Consider the following 24,160-nt stretch of genomic DNA (forward strand, 5'->3'; position numbering starts at 1 on the left):
CGAGATGGCAGATTTAGACGATATCAAAGAGGGAAAAGACTTCGGCTTTGACCGGCCGCAGAAGAATACGCTCTATACGTTGAAAGGCTGTGGTTCGCTGGAGTGGGGCATGCAGTCCCGGCTGGCGCGTATCTTTAATCCGCAGAGCAACCGCACGGTCATGCTGGCTTTCGATCACGGCTACTTTCAGGGGCCGACCACCGGGCTTGAACGTATCGATCTCTCTATTGCGCCGCTGTTTGAGGAGACCGACGTGCTGATGTGTACCCGCGGGGTGCTACGCAGCCAGGTCCCGGCGGCCACCAACAAGCCGGTGGTGCTACGCGCCTCCGGCGGCAATTCTATTCTCAGCGAACTCTCCAACGAGTGCGTTGCCGTGGCGATGGAAGATGCTCTGCGCCTCAACGTCTGCGCGGTGGCGGCGCAGGTCTATATCGGCAGCGAATACGAACACCAGTCGATCAATAACATCATTAAGTTGGTGGATGCGGGCAACCGCTACGGTATGCCGGTGCTGGCGGTGACCGGCGTGGGGAAAGAGATGACCCGCGACGCCCGCTACTTCTCGCTTGCCAGCCGCATTGCTGCCGAGATGGGGGCGCAGTTTGTCAAAACCTACTTTGTCGATGAGGGGTTTGAAAAAGTCACCGCCAGCTGCCCGGTGCCAATTGTGATCGCCGGGGGCAAAAAGCTGCCGGAACATGAAGCGCTGGAGATGTGCTGGCGGGCGCTTGACCAGGGGGCATCCGGCGTCGATATGGGGCGCAATATCTTCCAGTCCAGCGCGCCGCGGGCGATGTTAAAGGCGGTGAAAAAAGTGGTCCATGAGAATATGAGCGCCCGCGAGGCGTATCAGTTCTGGCAGGAAGAGAAACAGGGAGAGCAAAAATGAATGTGACGCTGGTGGAGATTAATATCAGGCCAGAGCGGGTGGCGGAGTTTCTCGACGTCTTTCGGGCTAACCATGAAGGGGCGCTAAAAGAGCCGGGCAACCTGCGATTTGACGTGCTGCAGGACCCGGAAGTGAAGACCCGTTTTTTTATCTACGAAGCTTATAAAGATGATGAGGCGGTGCTGGCGCATAAGAAAACCCCGCACTACCTGGCCTGCGTGGAAAAGCTCGACCAGATGATGTCGGAGCCGCGTAAGAAACGCAGTTTCGTGGGGTTATTGCCGGAATAGCCTTGCCCCCTTGCCTGCGGGATCTCTGCGGCGAGCGGATTATCGCAGGCCATGTTTCTGGCGAGAGGGGGGGCTTTAAACTTTCTTTTGTATCGTGGGTAGGGTTTACCGCAATGATAAACCGGACGGTGAGTGCATTATATTCGCGATGTATTCAACGTATTAATATATTCTGCAAGGAACTGTATATTTAAATATGAATTAGCGCTCCCGGCGGTTTGGTACAAAATAAATAAAGTTTTTTGGTTTGTTTTATTTGAGTTGTTTGTTCTTTTTGCATACATTCGGGGTTAGCCATGCTAATAGTAAGGATACTCGATGAAGGCCTCGGACTATTTAAAAATGAAGTTGCAGAGCGACAGGCAGCTAGCGGTGTATGGACAACAGGGCGTAATCTCCACATGGAAAGCAATGAAGGGCATTGGTTCTGATATTTACTCCGGGGTTGAGCGGGTAAGTTGGTATTCTTCTTGTCTTATCCCCAGATATCATGATGTTTGCGGGAAATTATACTCCGAAGAAAAAAGGATGATGTATTCCATTCGCTCCATCTATCGGTACCGTGACGTGATAGTCCATATATTCTATCTCTACTTTCAAATGGTCATAGACGATACGGAAAACGGAAATTCAAAGGGTATTGTGCGTTCTGTTGGTTCAACAGCTACAAGGGTGGTTGCCCGAATGCCAGAAAGTAGAGCAGTGCAGTTGGGTCTTGCTGTTACCCTGGCCGAGGCATTATCTATGTCAGATTTAGTGTCTCGTGCGGTTGTTGAAAGGCTCGCTGCACGGGTTCCAGGTGTTGTTTGGATGTTCCAGATATTCGGGACCGATCAGAAATGTGCCCTTGCTGCCCGTAGGCTGAAAACACTGGATCCAAAATACTTCGCGATACTCTACAACGCAGAACTAGAAATGCTTTATTACTTCCTTGAACCTGTTCTATCCGAAGTTATCAAAAATGTTAAGATAAAATTTTATCAGGATTTCGATGAGTGTTATAACGCCATAAAGAGTAAGTATCATGTTTAAAACTTTACTGTCACTTATTTTTAACGAAGGACTTATTCTGGTCTGCTACATTGGGTTTGGATTTTTTTATCTTGAATTTTTCCCGACTTACTGGTTTGCTTTAACCATTTTTTCAATGATAGTACTGATCATTATATTGCCTAAATTTACGGAACGATTCGATAAGTACGATAAATAATTTCTACGAAAAGGATTTTTATGTCTAATCCAGCCTATTTATGGTTAACGGATGAAAATGGTTCACCGATGGTCGGTCCGTCGCTGGTATCAGGTCGTGAAGGGGCTATCGAGCTGAAATCGTTTACCCATAACGTCAATATTCCGATTGACGGCAATACCGGAAAGTTGACCGGCACGCGTATTCATATGCCGATTATGTTTCAGAAGGAATTTGACCGTGTCACTCCCATGCTTTACCGGGCGTTAAGTACCGGGAGAACTTTGCAATCTGCGATGTTCAAACTGTATCAGATTATTGAGGCCGGGTTAGAGCAGGAGTACTTCAATATTATTCTTGAAAATGTAAAGCTGACATCAATCACGCCGGATTTATACCCAGGGGCAGATACCGGAACGCATCTTGAAACGGTGCTTATGCGCTATGAAAAAATTACCTGGAAGCATTGCGATGGCAATATTGTCTATACAGACTCATGGAATGAGCGTGCGACATATTAACCGTATAGGCAAACGGCATATGACATGAAGGTGAAAGTCGGGCAGTACGGCATTGGTCTGGCCGGTATGACGGAATGGCAGGCGTAAAAAAGCCCGGCGAACATCGTTTTCGCCGGGCTTTTGTTGACTATCTTCAGGCTTGCTCCACAGATACCCGCAGGGCTGCCAGCGCTTTACTCGCCGCTTTGATGACCTGTTCACACTGCTCAATCGTCAGCGTCAGCGGCGGTTCAATACGAATGGTTTTGGCATTATTCAACGTTCCGGCCACCAGCACCCGCTGGCGGAACATCTCGCTGGCGAAGTTGTAGCCGATTTCGTTATCCACGAACTCAATCGCCATCAGCATCCCTTTACCGCGAACTTCATTCACCAGATCCGGGTATTCGCGGGACAGTTGATGGAAGCCGTTCAGCAACAGCTCACCTTTCTGCTCTGCCTGGGCCGGCAGATTCTGCGTCAGCAGGACGTTGATCGTGGCCAGCGCCGCGGCACAGGCCAGCGGATTACCGCCGAAGGTGGTGGTGTGCAGGAACGGGTTGTCGAACAGCACCGAGAACACCTCTTCGGTCGCCACCGTTGCGCCAATTGGCATCACGCCGCCGCCGAGCGCTTTGGCGAGGCACAGAATGTCCGGCTGAACGTTTTCGTGCTCGCAGGCAAACATTTTGCCGGTGCGCCCCATACCGGTTTGCACTTCGTCGAGGATCAGCAGCGCGCCAAACTCATCGCACAGCTTACGCACCGCAGGCAGGTAGCCCTGCGGCGGCAGGATCACGCCCCCTTCACCCTGGATCGGCTCAAGGATCACCGCCGCGACATCATCACCGGTTTTTTTACACTCGCTCAGCAGCGTACGCATCGCGTTGATATCGCCGAACGGCACGTGATGGAACCCTGGGAGTAGCGGCATAAAAGGCTTACGGAATGTCGATTTCGCGGTGGCCGATAGCGCGCCCAGCGACTTACCATGGAAAGCGCCGCTGGTGGCCACAAACGTAAATTTACCGCGCGGCGACTGGTAGGCTTTAGCGAGCTTCAGCGCCGCTTCGACCGACTCTGTACCGCTGTTACAGAAGAAGCTGTATTTCAGCTTGCCGGGGGTTAACGCGGCCAGCGTTTTTGCCAGCATGGCCCGCAGCGGGTCAAGCAGTTCCTGACTATGAAGAGGTTGTTTAGCGAGCTGATGCTCGACGGCGGAAATCACAACTGGATTACGGTGCCCTACATTAAAAATTCCAAAGCCACCCAGGCAATCGACAAACTCTTGTCCCTGAGTGTCGACAAGCGTATTTAACCCTCCCGCTTGCCACTCTACGGCTCCGTAATCCCCGCCAGCGGTAACCGATTTTCGGTACTCTAAAAAACCGGGATTCACATGCTCTTTAAAATATTCCCTGACCTCCTGGTTAAGTGCTTTCATCTCCTCATGATCAAGCGTTCGCTTCTCAATGAGATTCAGTGCGTGTGCGCTGCAGGCCAGAGCCGATGCGCTGGAAGGTAACCTGTTCAAAGTGAGCTCCTGGGACGGGCGTATCACATGATACTGCATTAAGTATTGCAGGGATTACGCCACTTCGGCACGGCAGCTGAAAATCGGGATAAACGCAGCGCGAAAGCGCATTTGAACGAAATTTAATCTCACGGCGATATTTTTGGCATGTTTTACTCCTGAGCGGGGGACGCTACCCGTCTGGAGGCATTCCACCGCGTGCCGCCTGGTGGTGCAGATTGCCCAATATGGGGGCAGAGGGGGGACTGGCATCCCCCCGAAGAGATTAATCGAGCTGGGAAATCTCCATGGCCGCGCGGTCAATGACGGCGACAATCTGTTTCAACTGAGTCTCGCTAATGGCCTGCTGATTAACTTTTAAATCCAGAACGGCTTTAAAGTTCTCCAGCGCCCGCTTCATTTGCGGGTTTTTCCGCAGTTCACAGCCGACCATACGGGCCTGCAAACGTTCCTGAATATGGCCGAGCTGTTCCTGATTCTCGGCATGCAGAAGGCTGCCCTCTGCGGTTATGGCGATTTTTTTGCGGCCATTTTCCTCTTCGACGCTGATAAGACCCTGATCCTGAAGGAGATCGAGGGTGGGATAGATCACGCCCGGACTTGGGCTGTAGTTGCCCTGGGTCAGGTTTTCTATCTCTTTAATCAACTCGTAGCCGTGGCTGGCGTTGCGGGTGAGGATGTCGAGGATCACCAGACGCAGTTCGCCGTGGCCAAAGAAACGCTGACGGCGTCCGCCACCGCCGCCACCCCGGCGGCCATGCTCCCCGCGTTCGCTGTGTTCACCGTGGTGGCCACGTGGCCCACGACCTTCTTCATGATGATGTCGCATAGTTTGCTCCTGTATGTTTTGATATGTCTAATTTATATCTAAAAAATAATTCTTAGCAAGCATGAATCTCAATATTTTAATAATTTATTGATTTTAAATGATTTTATTTTGTTGTTTGTACTTTATTGCTTTTTGCGACGGCTATATCAAAAAAAACTTGCATTCTTTTTTAATGGCAATCATTATCATTTGGGTAAAGTTTAGATATATCTATAAATCTCACGAAGGCGAATGACAATGATAAAAACGAAAGAACCTCAGTACCCGAAACGCGTTCGCAATGAGCTGCGTTTTCGCGAGTTAACCGTGCTGCGCGTTGAGCGCGTCGGCGCCGCCTTCCAGCGCATTGTGCTGGGCGGAGAGGCGCTGGAAGGTTTTGTCTCCCAGGGTTTTGACGACCATACCAAACTCTTTTTCCCGGAAGCCGGCGCCGCGTTTACGCCGCCGCAGGTGACGGAAGAGGGCATTAACTGGGGCGACGGCGTCCGTCCGGCAACCCGAGACTACACGCCGCTGTATGATGCCGAACGTCATGAACTGGCCTATGACTTCTTCATCCACGACGGCGGTATCGCCAGCAGCTGGGCGCTGGCGGCAAACGTCGGCGATAAGCTGGTGATTGGTGGTCCGCGCGGTTCGCTGGTGGTGCCGGAGGATTATGCCTGGCAGCTGTATGTCTGCGATGAATCCGGTATGCCTGCGCTACGCCGCCGTCTGCTGGGCCTCAGCCGCCTGCCCGTGCGCCCGCAGGTTACGGCGCTGGTGACGATCGGCGACGCATCGTATAAAGATTATCTGGCAGATTTGCAGGGCTTTAATATTGAGTGGATCGTCGGCCATCATTCATCGGTCGTGGCTGAACGTCTGGCGCAGGTGAGCGTGCCCGCGGAAGATTATTTTATCTGGGTGACCGGTGAAGGCGCGGTGGTGAAATCGCTGCTCGGGCGGTTTGAAAATGACCAAATTGACCCTCAGCTGGTGCGTTCCCAGGCCTACTGGCACAGTAAATAGCCTGATTCCCGGGCTACGGCGTCAGCACGTTGCCCGGGATAGCGGCTATTCCGTTCTCTCGCCCGGCTCAGCGTCGCGTCGCCGGGATATTCCGCTGCTGAGGGCGCAGCCTTAGCGGTGTTCCGCCAGCGTTTTGAAGACCTGCGCTACCGCGTGGGCGCCCGGATCCATATTGCCCAGCAGGCTGTCGCTGTTAAGGTACGACGCGCGCCCGGCGTTAGCTTTGCTGGCGTGGCAGGTGCGTTCGGCGCCCGCTTCCGCCGCGGCAAATGCCGCCTGTAAATCCATCGGTGCGACAAGCAGCGACGCCAGCGCCGGCTGTAGCGCATCAATCATCGTGCGATCGCCCTCATCCGCCCCGCCGTAAAACTTCATTTGCACCAGACCGGCGTTTAACGCTTCCGCGACGCCGGCGCCTTGTTCCAGCTTCTGCCCGGCGGCGGTAAAGAAGATCGACATCAGCACGCCGCTGGAACCCCCCATCACCACGGTCAGACGTTCACCGATCAGGGCGAACAGGGTCGCGAGATCGCCCAGCGGCAGCTGCTGGCGCCGCAGCAGGTCGGCAATATCGCGCGCGCCTGCGGCAAAGGTGGAGCCGGTATCGCCATCGCCGACTTTGGCATCCAGCGCATTCAGGTGCGTCTCCAGATCAGACAGGGTACTGGTTATCCGCCCGACATAGCCCGCCACGTCGTGATTGTCCGAAGGCTGGAACGCCACGCGGGTGCTACGCAGCGAAGAGGGCATCACCTCGATGGCCCGCGGCTGTACCGGCGCCTGCCAGCTGGCTGTTTCCACAGCGGAAAGCAGCGCCTTTTCAATGCTCTCCTCCAGTACGATGGCGGTTATCGAGAAACCTTTCATATCCAGCGCCGTCACCAGCGACGCCGGGCCAATCAGCCAGTCGATCCGCTGATGGAGCGGCGTGTCGGCCAGCTCACGGGTCAGAATCGCCATTTCCGCCACCGACACGCCGCCGAGGTTGTTAAGCATCACCGCCAGGCGGCCGGTTTGCGGCAGGGCGGCGGTCAGTTTCTCCACCATCAGGCGGACAATCTGCGCGCTGTTCTGAGTGGCGATGACCGAGGCGCCGGGTTCGCCATGGATGCCCATGCCCAGTTCTGCCCGGTCGGGATGGTGGCGTGGCGCCGTTTCAGCCTCCTGCGGCAGATGACAACTGGAGAGCGCGAGGCCCAGCGTGCGGGTCTTGTCCGCCGCATATCGGGCTTCGCGCAGCACGGTGGCAAGATTGTAGCCACGTTCGGCAAAATAACCGGCCACTTTATGCACCAGGATAGTCCCGGCAATCCCGCGCGGATGCTTGTTATCCGGCAACGAAATATCGTCGCCGACAATCAGCATTTCGACGTTGTAACCCAGGCGACGTGCTTTCTCTGCGGCGAGACCAAAGTTAAGGCGATCGCCGGTATAGTTTTTGACAATCAGCAGACAGCCCGCTTCGCCGGTCACCGCCTGAATGGCGGTCAGCACCGCATCCACGCTCGGGGAAGCAAAAATATCGCCGCACACCGCGGCGGTGAGCATCCCTTTGCCGATAAACCCGACGTGGGCCGGCTCATGGCCGGAGCCGCCGCCGGAGATGACGGCGACATTGCTTTTGTTGAGATCGCGACGAACGACCACGCGAATCGCCGGGTCGCTCTCCAGACGCGCCAGGTTGTTCCACGGGCTGGCAACGATCGTTCCTTCAATAACATCGTCGACGAGGCGGGTGCGCTGATTAAAAAAGAATTGAGACATAACGGTTCCTGGTGGTTGAGCGAAAACAGAATCCCCGGAGGCGGAGCCTCCGGCGTGAAGAATGGCGTACAGAGAGTGACAAATGGACAGCTACGTGCGGATAACGCGTTTTCCGGCGACATCCAGGGTAAGGGATTCACCATCGCCTATCTGCTGCAGAGCGTCTCCCTGCTGACACAGGCAGACGATCCCGGCCTGACGGGCGATGATCGCGCCATGGGATGCCTCGCTCCCTTCCCGCAGACAAATCCCTTTGACCAGGCGAGGATCCAGCTGCAAGACAGTGGAAGGAAAGAGATCGTCGGCGATGATAATCGTCGGCTCATGCACCGCCAGCGGCTCTTCGCTGCTGCCTTGCAGATGGCGCAAAGTCCGGTGAAGCAGATCGTCGATATCAATATAGCGCGCCTGCAGATAGGCATCGTTCAACTGGCGGTACTGCTGGCTGAGATCGGCCAACACCTGATACCACGCCCACTCCGCATTGCATTGTTCCTGGCGCAGGATATCGCAGGCGGCTTCATAGAGATCCGGGTCGTCGAGCAGCGTGTGGTGGCCGGAGAAAATGGCCGCGATATCGGCAGAATAGCGCTCTTCCGCCAGAGTGGTCAGCGCATTGAGATCGTCCAGCGTCTGGCCGATCGCCTGCTGCAGGCGCCGCTGTTCGTTGGCGATGTCGGCGCCGGTTTGTTGGACTGGCCGGGGGGCAGGCAGCGGATAGCGGAGCGCTTTGCCCTGAACGCGCGCGGCGGTCGGGGCAAAGAGCGCTGGCGCGGCGTCCGGCTGCTCGCCAAAGTTCTCCGCCGCCAGCGCCTGAAATGCCGCCAGCGCCGCTTCGGCATCTGGCCCGCGGGCCAGCAGCCTTAATGTATCGTTGCAGCGTACCTGCAACAGGGCAATCTGGTTAATGCTGTCCGGTGAGACGCATTTGCCGCCTTTCTCCAGCACCAGATCGGCATTGAATCCGGATAACGCGGCCACCAGCCGCGATGCCGGACGAACGTGTAAGCCGTTATGGTTTTTAATGACCACGGAGACGGACTCGCCGCTCAGATCGTCGGCCAGCGGCGTGGCCTCGGGGCCGTTCTGTGCGAGCGATGGTAACCCCAGCTGTACGCGCTTAGCTTCCAGGGCGTTCATGGCGTCGGCGATCACTTTATCGATATCCGATCCGGCGGCGGCGCTGACCGTTGCCGCCAGAGTGCCTTCGACCAGCGGCGCGGCGCACAGGCGAACCTTCGCCGCGATCGCCGGATCGAGGAGATCCAACGCGGTTTCCGCGCTGAGCAGGGCGCTGCCGATATCCATCATCACCAGCACGTGGTCGGTATCGGCGACGGATTCAATGGCCTCCATCACCTTAATGGGATCGGTGCCGATCGGGTTTTCAGGATCGTCAATGCCGGCGGCGATCGCCAGCTTACAGCCGTCGCCAGTTAACATCTGCCGGGCCAGTTCTCCGACACCTTCGCCCAGTCGGGCGCTATGAGAAACAATCACCAGGTTTACCATCGCGTTATCCTTACTCTTTGGCTGCGGCAGCCAGCTCCTGAATCATGAACATCACCGAGGTTGCGCCCGGATCCTGGTGCCCGATGCTGCGTTCGCCGAGGTAGCTGGCGCGGCCTTTGCGGGCCTGCATGGTGATGGTAGAGCGGGCGGCTTCCTCTGCTTGTGTCGCGGCTGCATCCAGCGCGTGCTGAACCGACAGGTGCTGTTCGCTGGACTGGCGCAGTGACTCGACGACCGGTAGCCAGACGTCGCACATGGTTTTATCACCGGGTTCCGCTTTCCCCCGGTTGACCACGCCGTCCGCCCCTTCGCGCATCATCTGGTACAGCTCTTCGAGGGTCAGACTCTGGTGAGCCTGTGTCACTTGGGCTGCGCGAATAAAGAAGGTGCCGAACAGCGGGCCGCTGGCACCGCCGACGTTGGAGAGCAGCGTCATTCCGGTGTTCTTAAGAATAAAACCGATATCTTTATCGGCAATGGACGGCAGTTTTTCCACCACCTTGCTGAAGCCGCGATACATATTCAGACCGTGGTCGGCATCGCCAATCTCCTTATCCAGGCCGGTCAGAAAATCTTTCTCTTTGGTAAAAATGTCGCCGCAGCGATAGAGCCAGTTAACGATTTGCGTTCTGTTCAGTGACATGTCGTGCTCCTTAATGGCCCCAGTTCAGCGCCGGGGTATGAACGGGGGCGTCCCATAACGCCAGCGTGTCGTCATCGACTTTCAGTAGCGTGAGGGAGAAACCCACCATATCCAGCGAGGTGCAGTAGCTGCCGATGAGGTTGCGCTCGATGGTGATGCCACTCTCCTCGCAGCGCGTGGCCAGGCGGTTGTATACGCCGTACAGTTCCGACAGCGGGGTGGCGCCAAGGTTATTGACCAGCGCGATGACGCGGTCGCCCTTCTGTAGCGCCTGTTTGCTTTGCGTGACGTCCTGCCAGCTTCCTTTGACGGTATCCCACTGACGCAGCGTGCGGCTGTAGGTGCCGTTCTCCAGCAGGGTGTCGAACATCTCATCAACGGTGCGGTCAAGAGAGCTGAAGGGGCGACGGTTGATACCCGGCTCGCCGTGGATCCCGACGCCGAACTCCATCTCATTATCCTGTAATTCAAACGATGGCTGTCCGGCGGCCGGCACGGTACAGGCGCCTAGCGCCACACCGATGGAGTGGCCGAGGTTGTTAAGCTTGCGGCCCAGCTCAGCGCAGGCTTCCAGCGAATCGCCGCGTTCGGCGGCCGCGCCGACCAGCTTCTCAATCAGGACGGTGTTGGCGACGCCGCGGCGTCCGGCGGTGTAGAGGCTGTCTTTGACCGCCACGTCGTCATCGATGACGACGGTGGTCACCTTAACGCCGCTTTCGTGCAGCAGTTCGGTGGCGGTTTCGAAATTGAGGATATCCCCGGTGTAGTTTTTGATGATCAGCAGCACGCCTTCGCCGCCGTCGATATTCATCGCGCACTCGAACATTTTATCCGGGGTCGGGGAGGTGAAAATCTCGCCCGGACAGGCGCCGGCAAGCATACCTTTGCCAATATAGCCGCAGTGCATCGGCTCGTGTCCGCTGCCGCCGCCGGAGAGCAGCGCCACTTTCCCGGCAACCGGCGCATCGGCGCGGGTGACATACACCGGGTCCTGATGCAGCGTCAATTCAGGATGGGCTCTGGCGAGGCCAAGCAGTTGTTCACTCAGTACATCTTCGACACGGTTAATCAATTTTTTCATTATTTATGCTCCGTCGGAGTGATGCGATGCGGCCTCTCTACCCGCGGAGGCGGTCATCGTGTAGGGGTATCGTCTGGCGTGAAGAACGACCCGGCGACGTTATGATTCTGGCTGAGTTAACGGAAAAAAAAATGTCGCGAAAACGAGTTTCATAACGGAACGTGGTTATTTATTTTTGTTCCGTTATGAAACGTTATCGCCGATGAAAAGAGAAAAATGCGAGCTAAGGCTGTTTTTTCGCCCTGCGTTCTTCTGCGGTAGCCGGGGCGGCGGATCCTTTTTTGATTTGTTTTCTGCTGTCGGGGGCAACAGTGTTGGCAGATTATCCGTTTTTTTTTGTAGCATGACGGCGAATGGACGGATCGGGATCGCAATCCCGGAGTTTTACGGCAATTGATGTTCCAATATGGAACGGTAAAAAATATTCTCTGTTTCATATCAGAACAAAAACGGGAAAAATTTTTTTGTTCACCGCTCGCCCTACAGTGTTTGCATCGCTCCGGCCACGATCCCGTTTCTGCCATCAACCGCAGGCTGAACAGGATGACGCCAGGGCTCATCATGTAAAACATGCACTTATTTGAGGGTGAAAGGAATGCTAAAAGTTATTCAATCTCCGGCCAAATATCTTCAGGGTCCTGACGCATCCACGCTTTTTGGTCAGTATGCCAAAAATCTGGCGGACAGTTTTTTTGTGATTGCCGATGACTTCGTGATGAAGCTGGCGGGGGACAAAGTACTCAATGGTTTGCATAACCACGGTTTAAGCTGCCACGCGGCCCGTTTTAACGGTGAATGCAGCCACGCGGAGATCAACCGTCTGATTGCCATTCTGCAGCAGCACGGCTGCCGCGGCGTGGTAGGGATTGGCGGCGGGAAGACGCTCGATACCGCTAAAGCCATTGGCTTCTACCAGAAGCTGCCGGTGGTGGTGATCCCGACGATTGCCTCTACCGATGCGCCAACCAGCGCGCTGTCGGTTATCTACACCGAAGCCGGTGAGTTTGAAGAGTATCTGATCTATCCGAAAAACCCGGATATGGTGGTGATGGATACGGCAATTATTGCCAAAGCGCCGGTGCGCCTGCTGGTGGCCGGGATGGGCGATGCGCTCTCGACCTGGTTTGAAGCGAAGGCCTGCTTTGATGCCAGAGCGACCAGTATGGCCGGCGGACAGTCCACGGCGGCGGCGTTGAGCCTGGCCCGCCTGTGCTATGATACGCTGCTCGCCGAAGGCGAAAAAGCGCGCCTGGCAGCGCAGGCTGGCGTAGTGACGGATGCGCTGGAGCGCATTGTCGAAGCCAATACCTACCTCAGCGGAATTGGCTTTGAAAGCAGCGGGCTTGCCGCGGCGCACGCCATTCATAACGGCTTCACTATTCTGGAAGAGTGCCATCATCTGTACCACGGCGAAAAAGTGGCGTTTGGCACCCTGGCGCAGCTGGTGCTGCAAAACAGCCCGATGGAAGAGATTGAAACGGTGCTGGGCTTCTGCCAGAAAGTCGGTCTGCCGGTGACCCTGGCGCAAATGGGCGTCAAAGAGGGCATTGAAGGGAAAATTCAGGCGGTAGCGCAAGCGACCTGCGCGGAAGGTGAAACGATCCATAACATGCCATTCCCGGTGACGGCAGACAGCGTTTACGCCGCGATCCTGACGGCCGATTTGCTCGGTCAGCAGTGGCTGGCGCGTTAACGTCTCGCTGACCTGCTTTTGCAGGGTGAAGCGTATTCTCCCCTCCGACAGTCTCTGCCGGAGGGGTTATCTATTTTAAACAGCGGAAAAGGAAATGGCGGCGCAGACTCAGGACTCCGGAAAAACAGTATCTTCCGTTATCAGTCAGTCATGGCAGCGTTGCAGCCGGTTTATGCCAAGGGAGACCTGGCAGGCGCCGCATCAGGCGCAGGGGCTGACCTTCGAATCGATCTGCCGACGTAAAACCGCGCTGCTGACCATCGGCCAGGCCGCGCTGGAAGATGCCTGGGAGTTTATGGATAGCCGACCCTGCGCGTTGTTTATCCTCGATGAGTCCGCCTGTATTCTCAGTCGCTGCGGCGATCCGCAGACGCTGGCGCAGCTCGCCGAACTCGGTTTTCTTGACGGCAGCTACTGCGCGGAAAGCATTATCGGCAGCTGCGCGCTCTCGCTGGCCTCGATGCTGGGGCAACCGGTGAAAACTACCGGTGAGCAGCACTTTAAACAGGCGCTGCACGGGTGGTCATTTAGCTCCACGCCGGTGTTTGATAACCACGGTCGCCTGTTTGGCTCCATCTCGCTGTGCTGTTTGATAGAACAGCAGGCCTCCTCTGATTTGTCTCTGACGCTGGCTATCGCCCGGGAAGTGGGCAACTCGCTGTTGACCGACAGCCTGCTGGCCGAATCTAACCGCCATCTCAACCAGATGTATGGCCTGTTGGAGAGTATGGATGACGGCGTGATGGCGTGGAATGAGCAGGGGGTATTGCAGTTTCTTAATGTGCAGGCCGCGACGCTCTTACATCTTGATGCCCAGACCAGCCAGGGGAAAAATATTAATGAACTGGTGACGCTGCCGGCGCTGCTGCGCCGGGCCATTAAGCACGCGCGCGCGCTGAACCATGCGGAAGTGACGTTTGAGAGCCAGCATCAGTTTATCGATGCCGTGATTACCCTCAAGCCCATCGTCGAAGAGCAGGGCAACAGCTTTATTTTACTGCTGCACCCGGTAGAGCAGATGCGCCAGCTGATGACCAGCCAGTTAGGGAAAGTGAGCCACACGTTTGCGCAGATGTCCTCGGACGATCCGGAAACGCGACGGCTGATTCATTTTGGCCGTCAGGCGGCGCGGGGCGGTTTTCCGGTCCTGCTCTGTGGGGAAGAAGGGGTGGGTAAGGAGCTGGTCGCCCAGGCCATTCATAATGAAAGCGAACGGGCGGGCGGCCCTTATATTGCCGTCAACTGTCAGCTGTATGCCGACAGCGTGCTGGGGCAGGATTTTATGGGCAGCGCGCCCACCGATGACGAAAACGGGCGTCTGAGCCGCCTGGAGCTGGCCAGCGGCGGCACTCTGTTTCTGGAAAAAATAGAGTACCTGGCGCCGGAGCTGCAGTCCGCGCTGCTGCAGGTGATTAAGCAAGGGGTATTAACCCGACTCGATGCCCGGCGCCTGATCCCGGTGGACGTTAAGGTGATTGCCACCACCACCGTTGATCTGGCTAATCTGGTGGAGCAGAACCGCTTTAGTCGCCAGCTCTATTACGCGCTGCACTCGTTTGAGATCGTCATTCCGCCGCTGAGGTCGCGGCGCAACAGCATTCCCTCGCTGGTGCACAACCGCCTGCGTAGCCTGGAGAAACGCTTTTCATCACGCCTGAAAGTGGACGACGATGCCCTGGCGCAGCTGGTGAACTACTCCTGGCCGGGCAATGATTTTGAGTTAAACAGCATTATTGAAAATATCGCCATCAGTAGCGATAACGGCCATATCCGCCTGAGCAATTTGCCGGAATATCTCTTCTCCGAGCGGCCGGGCGGCGATACCGCCTCGCCCCTGTTACCCGCCAGCCTGACCTTCAGCGCCATTGAAAAAGAGGCCATTATCCATGCCGCCCGCGTCACCAGCGGCCGGGTGCAGGAGATGTCCCATCTGCTCAATATCGGGCGCACGACGCTGTGGCGCAAAATGAAGCAGTACGATATCGACGCCAGCCAGTTCAAGCGTAAAAACCACGACTAGTTTGCTGCTTTCCTGCGCTCTCCGCAATTTGGCGGGCGCAATTGCTGTTTTTTCCCGATCTAAGCGGGGATTTGCTGTTGGTCACCGATGACGGGGCGGTTTATGCGGGCTGCGCCGGACTTATTGGGCAGAAAAACGCCATGCAAACGTTTGACTGAGGTCTGAATCAAAGAAAGGCAACGATCTCTTTGATATCCCCGCAGACTTGGGTCCATATTATAAACATGTTCATCACATGGTTAATTTTAAGGATAAGAGCATGCCAACAGCGATAGATAAAGCATTAGATTTTATTGGTGGAATGAACACATCGGCGTCGGCTCCGCATTCAATGGATGAAAGTACGGCTAAGGGCATTTTAAAATATCTCCATGAGTTAGGCGTTCCGGCTAGCGCCGAAGACGTGATCCTGCGAGGCGAACGGGAGGGATGGAATTCCGGGTTCACCAATAAAGTCGCTGGATGGGCGGAAAAAATCGCCGCTGGCAACCGTCTCGTAATTAAAAATCCAGAGTACTTCTCTTCCTATATGCGGGAGCAGCTCCGGGAGCTGGTGTAAGCGGCACGTTTTTAAAAAATGATTCTGAAGACGATATCCTGCAGGATGGTATAAAAAAGGAGCAACGTTGCTAACGTCGCTCCTTATATTTTTGCAGCCGATGAATATTCAGCATAATTTGAGATTGCCGCGCTAAGCGATGTATTTGCCGCTGGCTGAACATGATGCTGTATTTTTCACTTTATCCGCCATCATCTTCCGGCAACTTTAGCTTTTGAGCATATTCGCAAGTGGCATCGCCAACGGCCAGGTCGTGTCTACGACTGGGCAGGCCGGTTCCGTAACGTCAATCTGACTAGGATGGCTTTCAGTTTACAGCGGCGGACAGAATTCCGCCGCTGATGACGACATTTGAGCAACAATACCTCTCCCGCTTTTCTGAATTGAGTGCGTTTTCTCGTACAGGACGGGCTGGCTGTCTGGCTGAAAGTCATGTGGAATGTATGTTGATTCATCCCTTCAGGGGGTGAAAGTGAACATTGTGGTAACAGCCAGTCACGGCCGTTTTGGATTGGCATCCCCGGTGAATGGCTAAAGCAAGTAATGGCTATCTGCAACGAAAGTGTTCTGGTGAACCTTCAGGGTAAAAAATGAGATTTAAGTCTGAAGCCCAAACGGGACCTGGCTCAAATGCAATGCAAAGAAAAAGGACTTAGATAATTTCTTATCTAAGTCCTTGTTTTATCTGGTGGCCCCTGCTGGACTTGAACCAGCGACCAAGCGATTATGAGTCGCCTGCTCTAACCACTGAGCTAAGGGGCCGTGGCGAGGGATTATAAAGTAACTGGCAGACGCAATCCAGCGCAAAACGCACGGCTGCTGTTTTTATAAACAATGCATTTTCAATCCTTTATAATCGCCTTTTAGGTATTGAACGGGTGGAAAGATGATTAACGATATTCTGGCGCCGGACCTGCGGGTGGTCTTCTGCGGCATCAATCCGGGGAAGTCCTCTGCCCATACCGGTTTTCATTTCGCGCATCCGGGCAATCGCTTCTGGAAGGTGATTTATCAGGCCGGTTTTACCGACCGTCTGCTGAAGCCGGAAGAGGAGCTGCAGCTGCTCGATACGCGCTGCGGGATTACTATGCTGGTGGAGCGCCCGACGGTTCAGGCCAGCGAAGTTGCCTTGCAGGAGCTACGCAGCGGCGGGCGGGAGCTGGTGTTGAAAATTGAACAGTATCAGCCGCGGGCGCTGGCGATTCTCGGTAAACAGGCCTTTGAGAAAGCGTTTCAGGTGCGCGGTGCGCGCTGGGGCAAACAGCAGGTGACCATCGGCGATACGGAAGTGTGGGTGCTGCCAAACCCTAGCGGGTTGAACCGGGCGACGCTGGATAAGCTGGTGGAAGCGTATCGTGAACTGGATGATGCGCTGGCATCGCGAGGTCGATAGCCTGCGGTGAGTCGCGTCGCCGGCTCTCTCGGACGGCAACAGGGTGAATTGAAGACAAAAAAAAGCTCCCCGCAGGGAGCTTTTTTATTTCCGGCAACGATTAATCGTCGAGGAAGCTACGCAGCACTTCAGAACGGCTCGGGTGACGCAGCTTGCGCAGCGCCTTCGCTTCGATCTGACGGATACGTTCACGGGTAACGTCGAACTGTTTACCGACTTCTTCCAGCGTGTGGTCGGTATTCATATCGATACCGAAACGCATACGCAGGACCTTGGCTTCACGAGCGGTCAGGCCTGCCAGCACGTCGTGAGTGGCGGCACGCAGGCTTTCCGTGGTCGCGGAGTCCAGCGGCAGCTCGAGGGTGGTATCCTCGATGAAATCACCCAGATGCGAATCTTCATCGTCGCCGATCGGCGTTTCCATGGAGATAGGCTCTTTGGCAATTTTCAGCACTTTACGAATTTTATCTTCTGGCATCAGCATGCGTTCAGCCAGCTCTTCCGGCGTCGGCTCGCGACCCATTTCCTGCAGCATCTGGCGGGAGATACGGTTGAGTTTGTTGATAGTCTCAATCATATGCACCGGAATACGGATGGTGCGCGCCTGATCCGCGATAGAACGGGTGATGGCCTGACGGATCCACCAGGTTGCGTAGGTGGAGAACTTGTAGCCGCGACGATATTCGAACTTATCAACCGCTTTCATCAGACCAATGTTACCTTCCTGGATCAGATCCAGGAACTGCAGGCCACGGTTGGTGTATTTCTTGGCGATAGAGATAACCAGACGCAAGTTCGCTTCAACCATCTCTTTCTTCGCACGGCGGGCTTTCGCTTCACCGATGGACATACGACGGTTGATATCTTTAACCTGCTCGATGGTCAGGCCGGTCTCTTCTTCAATCTGCTGCAGCTTCTGCAGGCCGCGCTGAACGTCTTCTTTGACGTCGTGCAGTTTTTCAGACCACGGCTTGTTCATGGCGATCGCAGCGTTGAACCAGGTCTCGCTGGTTTCGTTGCCGGTGAACAGGGTGATGAAGTTCTTCTTCGGCATTTTGCACTGTTCGACGCACAGTTTCATGATGATGCGTTCCTGAGTACGGACGCGATCCATCATGCTACGCATGCTGCCGACCAGGTAATCGAACTGTTTCGGTACCAGGCGGAACTGTTTGAACACTTCGGACAGCTTGAGAATTTCTTCCTGCGCTGCGGCGTGGCTACGACCTTTCGCTTTGATGGTATCGCGGGTCAGCTCGTACTGCGTGCGCAGCTCAGCGAATTTCTCGCGCGCCAGCTCAGGGTCGATGCTGTTGTCGTCATCGCTGCTGTCGTCGTCTTCTTCTTCATCTTCGTCTTCGTCGTCATCCATCTCTTCCTGAGAGAGTTCAGAGCCGACGTGCGTCGCGGTTGGCGCCAGGTCTTCTTCGGCGTTAGGATCGACGAAACCGGTGATCAGATCGGACAGGCGCGCTTCTTCAGCTTCAACGCGGTCGTACTGCTCCAGCAGATAGGTAATGGCTTCCGGATATTCAGCAACGGAGCACTGAACCTGGTTGATCCCATCTTCAATACGTTTGGCGATGTCGATTTCGCCTTCACGCGTCAGCAGTTCTACGGTACCCATTTCGCGCATGTACATGCGCACCGGATCGGTTGTACGTCCGATTTCAGATTCAACACTGGACAACACCTGTGCAGCAGCTTCTTCTGCATCTTCGTCGGTGTTGTTGCTGTTTTCAGCCAGCAGCAGATCATCGGCATCCGGTGCTTCTTCCATCACCTGAATGCCCATGTCATTGATCATTTGGATGATGTCTTCGATCTGATCGGAGTCGACGATATCTTCCGGCAGATGGTCATTGACCTCGGCATAGGTCAGATAGCCTTGCTCCTTACCACGTTGGACAAGAAGCTTCAGCTGTGACTGCGGGTTTTGCTCCATAAGACGGTATCCACACTTAATTCGTTTGATTGGTGTCGACAGACAAACTGCCAACATTTAAAGCGAGGGCGTACTTATATTATTGCCGCTGCGCCTCAGCGCGGCTGTCGGGGGCTTCCCGAACGATATTCGGCACTTAAGCCGTGCAATTCATTTTTTTGCCAGCTCCTGACTGATGGTCCAGAGTTCCCGGCGTTCTTCACTGCTTAAACCGTGCGTGCGGTCGCGAGCTATCAACTCTTCTTGCCGCAGTTCGAGCAGTGAATCAAACATATGGTTGAGCGCGTCGGTGAAGGTTTTTTCCGCGATATCTTTATCTGCTATATCGTCCCACATCGACAGTTTTTCAAGGGTTGCGGCCTCATTTGTACCGCGATACTGTTCTAAAAGTTGCCCGGTGGTCAGACCTGGCTGAGACAAACAGGTTTTGACCAGTTCGCTGAACAGGCCAAGCCCGGGAATTTTGCGCTGATCCAGGCCCTCTAAAGGCGGAACCAGCGGCGCCAAATCCGGGTTTTGCACCAGCAGTCCTATCAGTATACGCATGGTCGTGCGTTTTAGCTGCGGCGCGGGGCGTGGAGCTCCACTTTCTGTCTGTTTTGGCATTAAACGTTCAAGCTGAGCGTCATCTAAAATCCCCAGCTTGTTGCCCAGCTCCTGACGCAAATAAATGCGCAGCGTTTCGCCCGGTACCTGGGTGATGAGCGGCAGCGCTAAGGTACTGAGCTGCGCGCGCCCGTCCGGGGTGCTCAAATCGACCTGCGGCAGCAGGCTGTTGAACAAAAACGTGGAGAGCGGCTGAGCCTGCTCCATCCGCGCTTCAAACGCCGCTTTCCCCTCTTTACGCACCAGCGTATCCGGGTCTTCGCCGTCGGGCAGAAACATAAAGCGTAGCTGACGACCATCGGTCATGTACGGCAGCGCCGTTTCCAGCGCCCGCCAGGCGGCATCGCGGCCAGCCCGGTCGCCGTCGTAACAGCAGATGACCTGATTGGTCGCCCGGAACAAAAGCTGAATATGGTCGGCGGTGGTCGAGGTCCCCAGCGACGCGACGGCGTAGTTGATGTCGTACTGCGCCAGTGCCACGACGTCCATATAGCCTTCGACAACCAGCAAACGCGGTGGTTCGGCGTTATCCTGCTGCGCTTCATACAGGCCGTACAGCTGACGGCCCTTATGGAAAATATCGGTTTCCGGAGAGTTAAGGTATTTCGGCAGGGCATCACCCAGCACGCGACCACCAAAACCAATCACCCGGCCTCGCTTATCGCGGATAGGGAACATCACCCGTTCGCGGAAGCGGTCGTAACTGCGCCCCTTATCGTTCGTCACCAGCATGCCGGCATCGATAAGCGACTGGCGGTTTTCTTGATTGCCGCCAAAACGTTTTAAGACGTTATCCCAACCGGGTGGGGCGTAGCCAATCGCGAAGCGCGCAATGACCTCGCTGCTTAAGCCACGTTTCGCCAGATACTGGCGCGCAGGGTCGGCGGCGGGTTGCAGCAGAGACTGTTGATAAAACGCATTCAGACCGTCCATCAATTGATAGAGACTTTGCCGCTGATGGCGCTCTATTTGACTCGGTCCGTTGCCTGCTTCGTATGGCACTTCGAGGTTGTGCATGGCGGCCAGCTCTTCGACCGTCTCCACGAACTCGAGTTTGTCGTAGTTCATCAGGAAGTCGACGGCGTTGCCGTGCGCACCGCAACCAAAGCAGTGATAAAACTGTTTTTCACCGTTGACGGTAAAAGAGGGGGTTTTTTCGTTATGGAATGGACAGCACGCGTGGTAGTTCTTGCCCTGCTTTTTGAGCTTTACCCGCGCGTCGATGAGATCGACGATGTCGGTGCGCGCCAGCAGATCATTGATAAATACGCGTGGGATTCGTCCAGCCATAGGCCCCGTAAACTATACACACGATCACCAGACGGCCTCAGCCTATGCTGAATACGTTCTTTCATGATGCGGTGTATCTGCTAATGCATAAACGAAAATAAGCCGCGCATTCCTTCCGGAAGCACGGCCTTACAACAACAACTCAGTCTGAATTGAGGGCGTTGGCCCTCAACAGATTAGTACAGACGAGTGCGGCGTGCGTTTTCGCGAGCCAGTTTCTTCGCGTGACGTTTCACTGCAGAAGCTTTAGCGCGCTTACGTTCGGTAGTCGGTTTTTCATAGAACTCACGACGACGAACTTCCGCCAGAACACCTGCTTTCTCACAGGAACGCTTGAAGCGACGCAGAGCTACGTCGAACGGCTCGTTTTCACGTACTTTAATTACCGGCATGTGCCTCTCACCTTTGATTAATTCGGTTTGCTGCTGGCATCAACGCCAGCTTATTTCAAAATGGTGCGGAATTTTACTGCAATTGCTGCTGCTTTGTAAAGCACCGCTGCCTTTTTTGAAAGGACTTTTATAAGGGTGAGGAGTATACACGAGGGTTGTTCCTGGGGCGAACAAAGTTTTATCTTCGCCGCCTGCAGGCCTTTCTGGCGCCGCATGGCGGGCAACGTGCGGCCGGGCGGGTTTTCGGGGCGCCCCGGTTGCCTCGCTGCGCCAACCAGGCACGCTGAGGGTATACATCAACCCGCATTGGTCCTAAACTGCGCGGTATTAGAGCGAGGTAAAACAAGACATGCGTGTACTGGGTATTGAAACATCCTGCGATGAAACCGGCATCGCCATTTATGACGACGAAAAAGGCCTGCTAGCCAATCAATTGTATAGTCAGGTGAAATTACATGCTGACTACGGCGGGGTGGTGCCTGAGCTGGCTTCGCGCGACCACGTGCGTAAAACCGTTCCGCTGATTCAGGCGGCGTTGAAAGAGGCCGGGCTGACGGCAAAAGAGATCGATGCCGTGGCCTATACCGCAGGTCCCGGCCTGGTCGGCGCGCTGCTGGTCGGCGCAACGGTAGGGCGGTCACTGGCGTTTGCCTGGAACGTGCCAGCGGTTCCGGTGCACCATATGGAAGGGCATCTGCTGGCGCCGATGCTGGAAGATAATCCCCCCGCATTCCCGTTTGTGGCGCTGCTGGTCTCTGGCGGCCATACCCAGCTGATTAGCGTCACCGGTATTGGTCAGTACGAACTGCTCGGCGAGTCTATCGATGATGCGGCCGGGGAAGCGTTTGATAAAACCGCGAAGCTGCTGGGGCTCGATTATCCCGGCGGCCCGATGCTGTCTAAGATGGCGGCTCAGGGCAAAGAAGGACGATTTGTTTTCCCCCGTCCGATGACCGACCGTCCCGGTCTGGATTTCAGCTTCTCCGGCCTGAAAACCTTTGCGGCTAACACCATTCGCAATAACGACGACGATGAGCAGACCCGTGCAGATATCGCCCGTGCGTTTGAAGATGCGGTGGTGGATACGCTGATGATTAAGTGTCGTCGCGCGCTGGAGCAGACCGGCTTTAAACGCCTGGTGATGGCCGGTGGCGTGAGCGCCAACCGCACGTTGCGCGCGAAGCTGGCGGAGATGATGGCAAAGCGTGGCGGCGAAGTGTTCTATGCGCGTCCGGAGTTCTGCACCGATAACGGCGCGATGATCGCCTATGCCGGGATGGTTCGCCTGCGTACCGGCGCTAAGCCGGATCTCGGCGTGACCGTCCGTCCGCGCTGGCCGCTCGCTGAACTGCCGGCGGCGTAATCTGCATCACAGGCCGACATTCTGTCGGCCTGCCTTTCTGCTTTACTCCATACTTTTACACAGCGAGCAAATCGCGCCCTGATGTTTGTGCGAGTGCATGACGTCCGGACGTTCGTACTCTTCTTCACAGCTGACGCACTGGTAAACGGTGATGGACGCATTGCCCTGCGCGTCGTAGCGCGGCTCGCTAATCCCGTCATCGTACTGCTTGATGTAGTAGCGCCCGCCGGTGAGGATACCCATCAGCGGTGTCATCACCAGCGCCACGACCAGCGCAATCAGCGGCGAGAAGGGCGCCAGCGTGGCGCCGAGCAGACCGAAGAAGGCGCAGATGGAGAGCCCGGCCGCCAGAGCAAACGAAACCACGCCCACCGGGTTAACGTTATAGATCATTCCGCGACGATATTCTGGCTGCGCCGGGGCGAGCCTGAGCAGGCCTTTGTTGACGGTGATATCGGTGGCAACCACCACCACCCAGGCAATGGCAAAGTTAGAGTAGAAACCAAGAATCCACGACAGCGCGCTGAACATATCGCCCTCCATCAGCGCCAGCGCGATGGCGAGGTTGACGATGACGAAGATAATCCGCCCCGGATAGCGTTTGGTGGTGCGCGTCCAGGCGCTGGTCCACGCCAGCGAGCCAGAATAGGCGTTGGTGACGTTGATTTTAATCTGTGAAATGACCACCAGCACGACGGCCAGGGTTAACGCCAGCCAGCCGGGTACCAGGTTATCAAAGACGCTGACGAACTGCTGTACCGGTTCGGTATTGTGCACCGCCGGGAAGCGGGTCAGCAGATAGAAGCCGAGGAAGGCGCCGATGATCTGTTTAATTGCGCCTAATATCACCCAGCCTGGGCCTGCGGAAAAGACCGCCAGCCACCAGCTTTTGCTGTTCTCTGCCGTTTTTGGCGGCATAAAGCGCAGGTAATCGATCTGCTCGCCGATCTGCATAATCAGCGACAGGCAGACGCCGGCGCCGAGCATAATGGCAGTTAAATCAACCTGCGCCGCGTTATTCTTGCCGGCGAAGTGCATAAAGCCGTCCACCAGCGCCGGGTCTTTGGCAATCAGCCAGGCCACCGGCACCACCATCAGCACCAGCCACAGCGGCGTGGTCCACACCTGCAGGCGGGTCAGTGCTTTCATACCGTAAACGACCAGCGGCAGCACCATCAGGGTGGCGATGAGATAGCCCATCCACAGCGGGATCCCTAATCCAACCAGCAGCCCCTGGGCCATAATCGAGCCTTCAAGGGCGAAGAAGATAAAGGTGAAGCCTGCGAAGATAATGCTGGTGATGACCGAACCAAAATAGCCGAATCCGGCGCTGCGGGTGATTAAGTCGAGATCGATGTTATAGCGGGCGGCGGTAATCGCCAGCGGGATCCCGGTGAGGAAGATCACCAGCGCCGCCAGCAGGATGGCGTAAATCGCGTTGGTGGTGCCCCATGCCATGCCGATGCTGGCGCCGATGGAGAAGTCCGCCAGATAGGCGATACCGCCCAGCGCAGTCACGGCGACGACGCCGGGTCCCCAACGGCGGAAGCTCAGCGGAGCATAGCGGAGTGTATAGTCTTCCAGGGTTTCTCTGGAGCCGGATGTTCCGGTCTGGGCAGGTAACTCAGTTTTAATATCCAGTGATGACATAGTC

Annotated in this window: 20 protein-coding genes and 1 tRNA gene; 10 read left to right on the plus strand and 11 right to left on the minus strand. The window is 55.7% G+C overall.

What is annotated here, in order from left to right; translation table 11 throughout:
- Positions 1–4 precede the first annotated feature (4 nt).
- The 4 genes from lsrF (at position 5) to BV390_RS08165 (ending at position 2,892) form a co-directional block, all read left to right on the plus strand.
- On the plus strand, positions 5–892 hold the full coding sequence (gene lsrF, locus BV390_RS08145; RefSeq protein ID WP_004867885.1) for a 3-hydroxy-5-phosphonooxypentane-2,4-dione thiolase: 888 nt from the start codon (positions 5–7) through the stop codon (positions 890–892).
- A complete protein-coding gene (lsrG, locus tag BV390_RS08150) occupies positions 889–1,182 on the plus strand; it encodes a (4S)-4-hydroxy-5-phosphonooxypentane-2,3-dione isomerase (protein ID WP_032690643.1) in 294 nt (97 codons plus the stop codon). Before lsrF ends, lsrG begins: the two co-directional genes overlap by 4 nt.
- 318 nt (positions 1,183–1,500) lie before the next feature.
- On the plus strand, positions 1,501–2,214 hold the full coding sequence (locus tag BV390_RS08155) for a hypothetical protein (protein WP_085396794.1): 714 nt from the start codon (positions 1,501–1,503) through the stop codon (positions 2,212–2,214).
- 198 nt (positions 2,215–2,412) lie between these two features.
- Complete coding sequence (locus BV390_RS08165; RefSeq protein ID WP_032690646.1) at positions 2,413–2,892, plus strand: Hcp family type VI secretion system effector; 480 nt, start codon at positions 2,413–2,415, stop codon at positions 2,890–2,892.
- 133 nt (positions 2,893–3,025) lie between these two features.
- On the opposite strand, the gene ygjG is transcribed toward BV390_RS08165, so the two are convergent.
- Together ygjG and BV390_RS08180 are read right to left on the minus strand one after the other, a co-directional pair.
- A complete protein-coding gene (gene ygjG / locus BV390_RS08170) occupies positions 3,026–4,405 on the minus strand; it encodes a putrescine aminotransferase (RefSeq protein WP_168185411.1) in 1,380 nt (459 codons plus the stop codon).
- 265 nt (positions 4,406–4,670) lie between these two features.
- The gene (locus tag BV390_RS08180) at positions 4,671–5,234 is read right to left on the minus strand and encodes a PadR family transcriptional regulator (protein WP_032690648.1); all 564 of its coding nucleotides are present in this window, start codon (positions 5,232–5,234) and stop codon (positions 4,671–4,673) included.
- A gap of 237 nt (positions 5,235–5,471) precedes the next feature.
- Here BV390_RS08180 and BV390_RS08185 point away from each other — a divergent pair, with 237 nt between their 5' ends.
- Positions 5,472–6,245, plus strand: a complete 774-nt coding sequence (locus BV390_RS08185; protein ID WP_046853431.1) for a siderophore-interacting protein — start codon at positions 5,472–5,474, stop codon at positions 6,243–6,245.
- A gap of 111 nt (positions 6,246–6,356) precedes the next feature.
- On the opposite strand, the gene BV390_RS08190 is transcribed toward BV390_RS08185, so the two are convergent.
- The 4 genes from BV390_RS08190 to dhaK all read right to left on the minus strand — a co-directional run bounded on the left by BV390_RS08190 (position 6,357) and on the right by dhaK (position 11,245).
- Positions 6,357–8,009 carry a glycerone kinase gene (locus tag BV390_RS08190; protein ID WP_064385157.1) on the minus strand — a complete coding sequence of 551 codons (1,653 nt, stop codon included), beginning with the start codon at positions 8,007–8,009 and terminating at the stop codon, positions 6,357–6,359.
- A 90-nt stretch (positions 8,010–8,099) separates the two neighbouring features.
- Positions 8,100–9,521 (minus strand): dihydroxyacetone kinase phosphoryl donor subunit DhaM, encoded by a 1,422-nt coding sequence (gene dhaM, locus BV390_RS08195; protein ID WP_085396795.1) that lies wholly within the window; start codon positions 9,519–9,521, stop codon positions 8,100–8,102.
- A 10-nt stretch (positions 9,522–9,531) separates the two neighbouring features.
- On the minus strand, positions 9,532–10,164 hold the full coding sequence (gene dhaL / locus BV390_RS08200; RefSeq protein WP_032690652.1) for a dihydroxyacetone kinase subunit DhaL: 633 nt from the start codon (positions 10,162–10,164) through the stop codon (positions 9,532–9,534).
- A 10-nt stretch (positions 10,165–10,174) separates the two neighbouring features.
- Complete coding sequence (dhaK, locus tag BV390_RS08205; protein WP_085396797.1) at positions 10,175–11,245, minus strand: dihydroxyacetone kinase subunit DhaK; 1,071 nt, start codon at positions 11,243–11,245, stop codon at positions 10,175–10,177.
- Positions 11,246–11,840: 595 nt separating this feature from the next.
- Between dhaK and BV390_RS08215 the strand changes: the two genes are divergently transcribed.
- The 3 genes from BV390_RS08215 (at position 11,841) to BV390_RS08225 (ending at position 15,517) form a co-directional block, all read left to right on the plus strand.
- On the plus strand, positions 11,841–12,938 hold the full coding sequence (locus tag BV390_RS08215; protein ID WP_032690654.1) for a glycerol dehydrogenase: 1,098 nt from the start codon (positions 11,841–11,843) through the stop codon (positions 12,936–12,938).
- A 94-nt stretch (positions 12,939–13,032) separates the two neighbouring features.
- A complete protein-coding gene (gene dhaR / locus BV390_RS08220; protein ID WP_032690655.1) occupies positions 13,033–14,958 on the plus strand; it encodes a dihydroxyacetone kinase operon transcriptional regulator DhaR in 1,926 nt (641 codons plus the stop codon).
- 235 nt (positions 14,959–15,193) lie between these two features.
- The gene (locus BV390_RS08225; RefSeq protein WP_072000068.1) at positions 15,194–15,517 is read left to right on the plus strand and encodes a DUF1889 family protein; all 324 of its coding nucleotides are present in this window, start codon (positions 15,194–15,196) and stop codon (positions 15,515–15,517) included.
- A 686-nt stretch (positions 15,518–16,203) separates the two neighbouring features.
- Here the strand turns inward: BV390_RS08225 and BV390_RS08230 are convergent.
- A tRNA-Ile gene (locus tag BV390_RS08230) sits at positions 16,204–16,279 on the minus strand.
- Positions 16,280–16,403: 124 nt separating this feature from the next.
- On the opposite strand from BV390_RS08230, the gene mug reads away from it, so the two are divergent.
- Positions 16,404–16,910, plus strand: a complete 507-nt coding sequence (gene mug, locus BV390_RS08235) for a G/U mismatch-specific DNA glycosylase (protein ID WP_004867844.1) — start codon at positions 16,404–16,406, stop codon at positions 16,908–16,910.
- A 100-nt stretch (positions 16,911–17,010) separates the two neighbouring features.
- On the opposite strand, the gene rpoD is transcribed toward mug, so the two are convergent.
- The 3 genes from rpoD to rpsU form a co-directional block, all read right to left on the minus strand.
- Positions 17,011–18,855: an RNA polymerase sigma factor RpoD gene (gene rpoD, locus BV390_RS08240; RefSeq protein ID WP_032690659.1), complete on the minus strand. Its 1,845-nt coding sequence runs from the start codon at positions 18,853–18,855 to the stop codon at positions 17,011–17,013.
- 150 nt (positions 18,856–19,005) lie between these two features.
- Positions 19,006–20,751 (minus strand): DNA primase, encoded by a 1,746-nt coding sequence (gene dnaG / locus BV390_RS08245; protein ID WP_085396799.1) that lies wholly within the window; start codon positions 20,749–20,751, stop codon positions 19,006–19,008.
- Positions 20,752–20,927: 176 nt separating this feature from the next.
- A complete protein-coding gene (gene rpsU / locus BV390_RS08250) occupies positions 20,928–21,143 on the minus strand; it encodes a 30S ribosomal protein S21 (protein ID WP_001144069.1) in 216 nt (71 codons plus the stop codon).
- A 349-nt stretch (positions 21,144–21,492) separates the two neighbouring features.
- Between rpsU and tsaD the strand changes: the two genes are divergently transcribed.
- A complete protein-coding gene (gene tsaD / locus BV390_RS08255; protein WP_004867835.1) occupies positions 21,493–22,506 on the plus strand; it encodes a tRNA (adenosine(37)-N6)-threonylcarbamoyltransferase complex transferase subunit TsaD in 1,014 nt (337 codons plus the stop codon).
- A gap of 42 nt (positions 22,507–22,548) precedes the next feature.
- Here the strand turns inward: tsaD and BV390_RS08260 are convergent, their stop codons facing one another.
- Positions 22,549–24,156, minus strand: a complete 1,608-nt coding sequence (locus BV390_RS08260) for a purine-cytosine permease family protein (protein WP_032690661.1) — start codon at positions 24,154–24,156, stop codon at positions 22,549–22,551.
- Positions 24,157–24,160: the final 4 nt, after the last annotated feature.

It is taken from the genome of Klebsiella sp. YJ (genome assembly GCF_002108615.1).
GTDB lineage: Bacteria > Pseudomonadota > Gammaproteobacteria > Enterobacterales > Enterobacteriaceae > Klebsiella > Klebsiella planticola.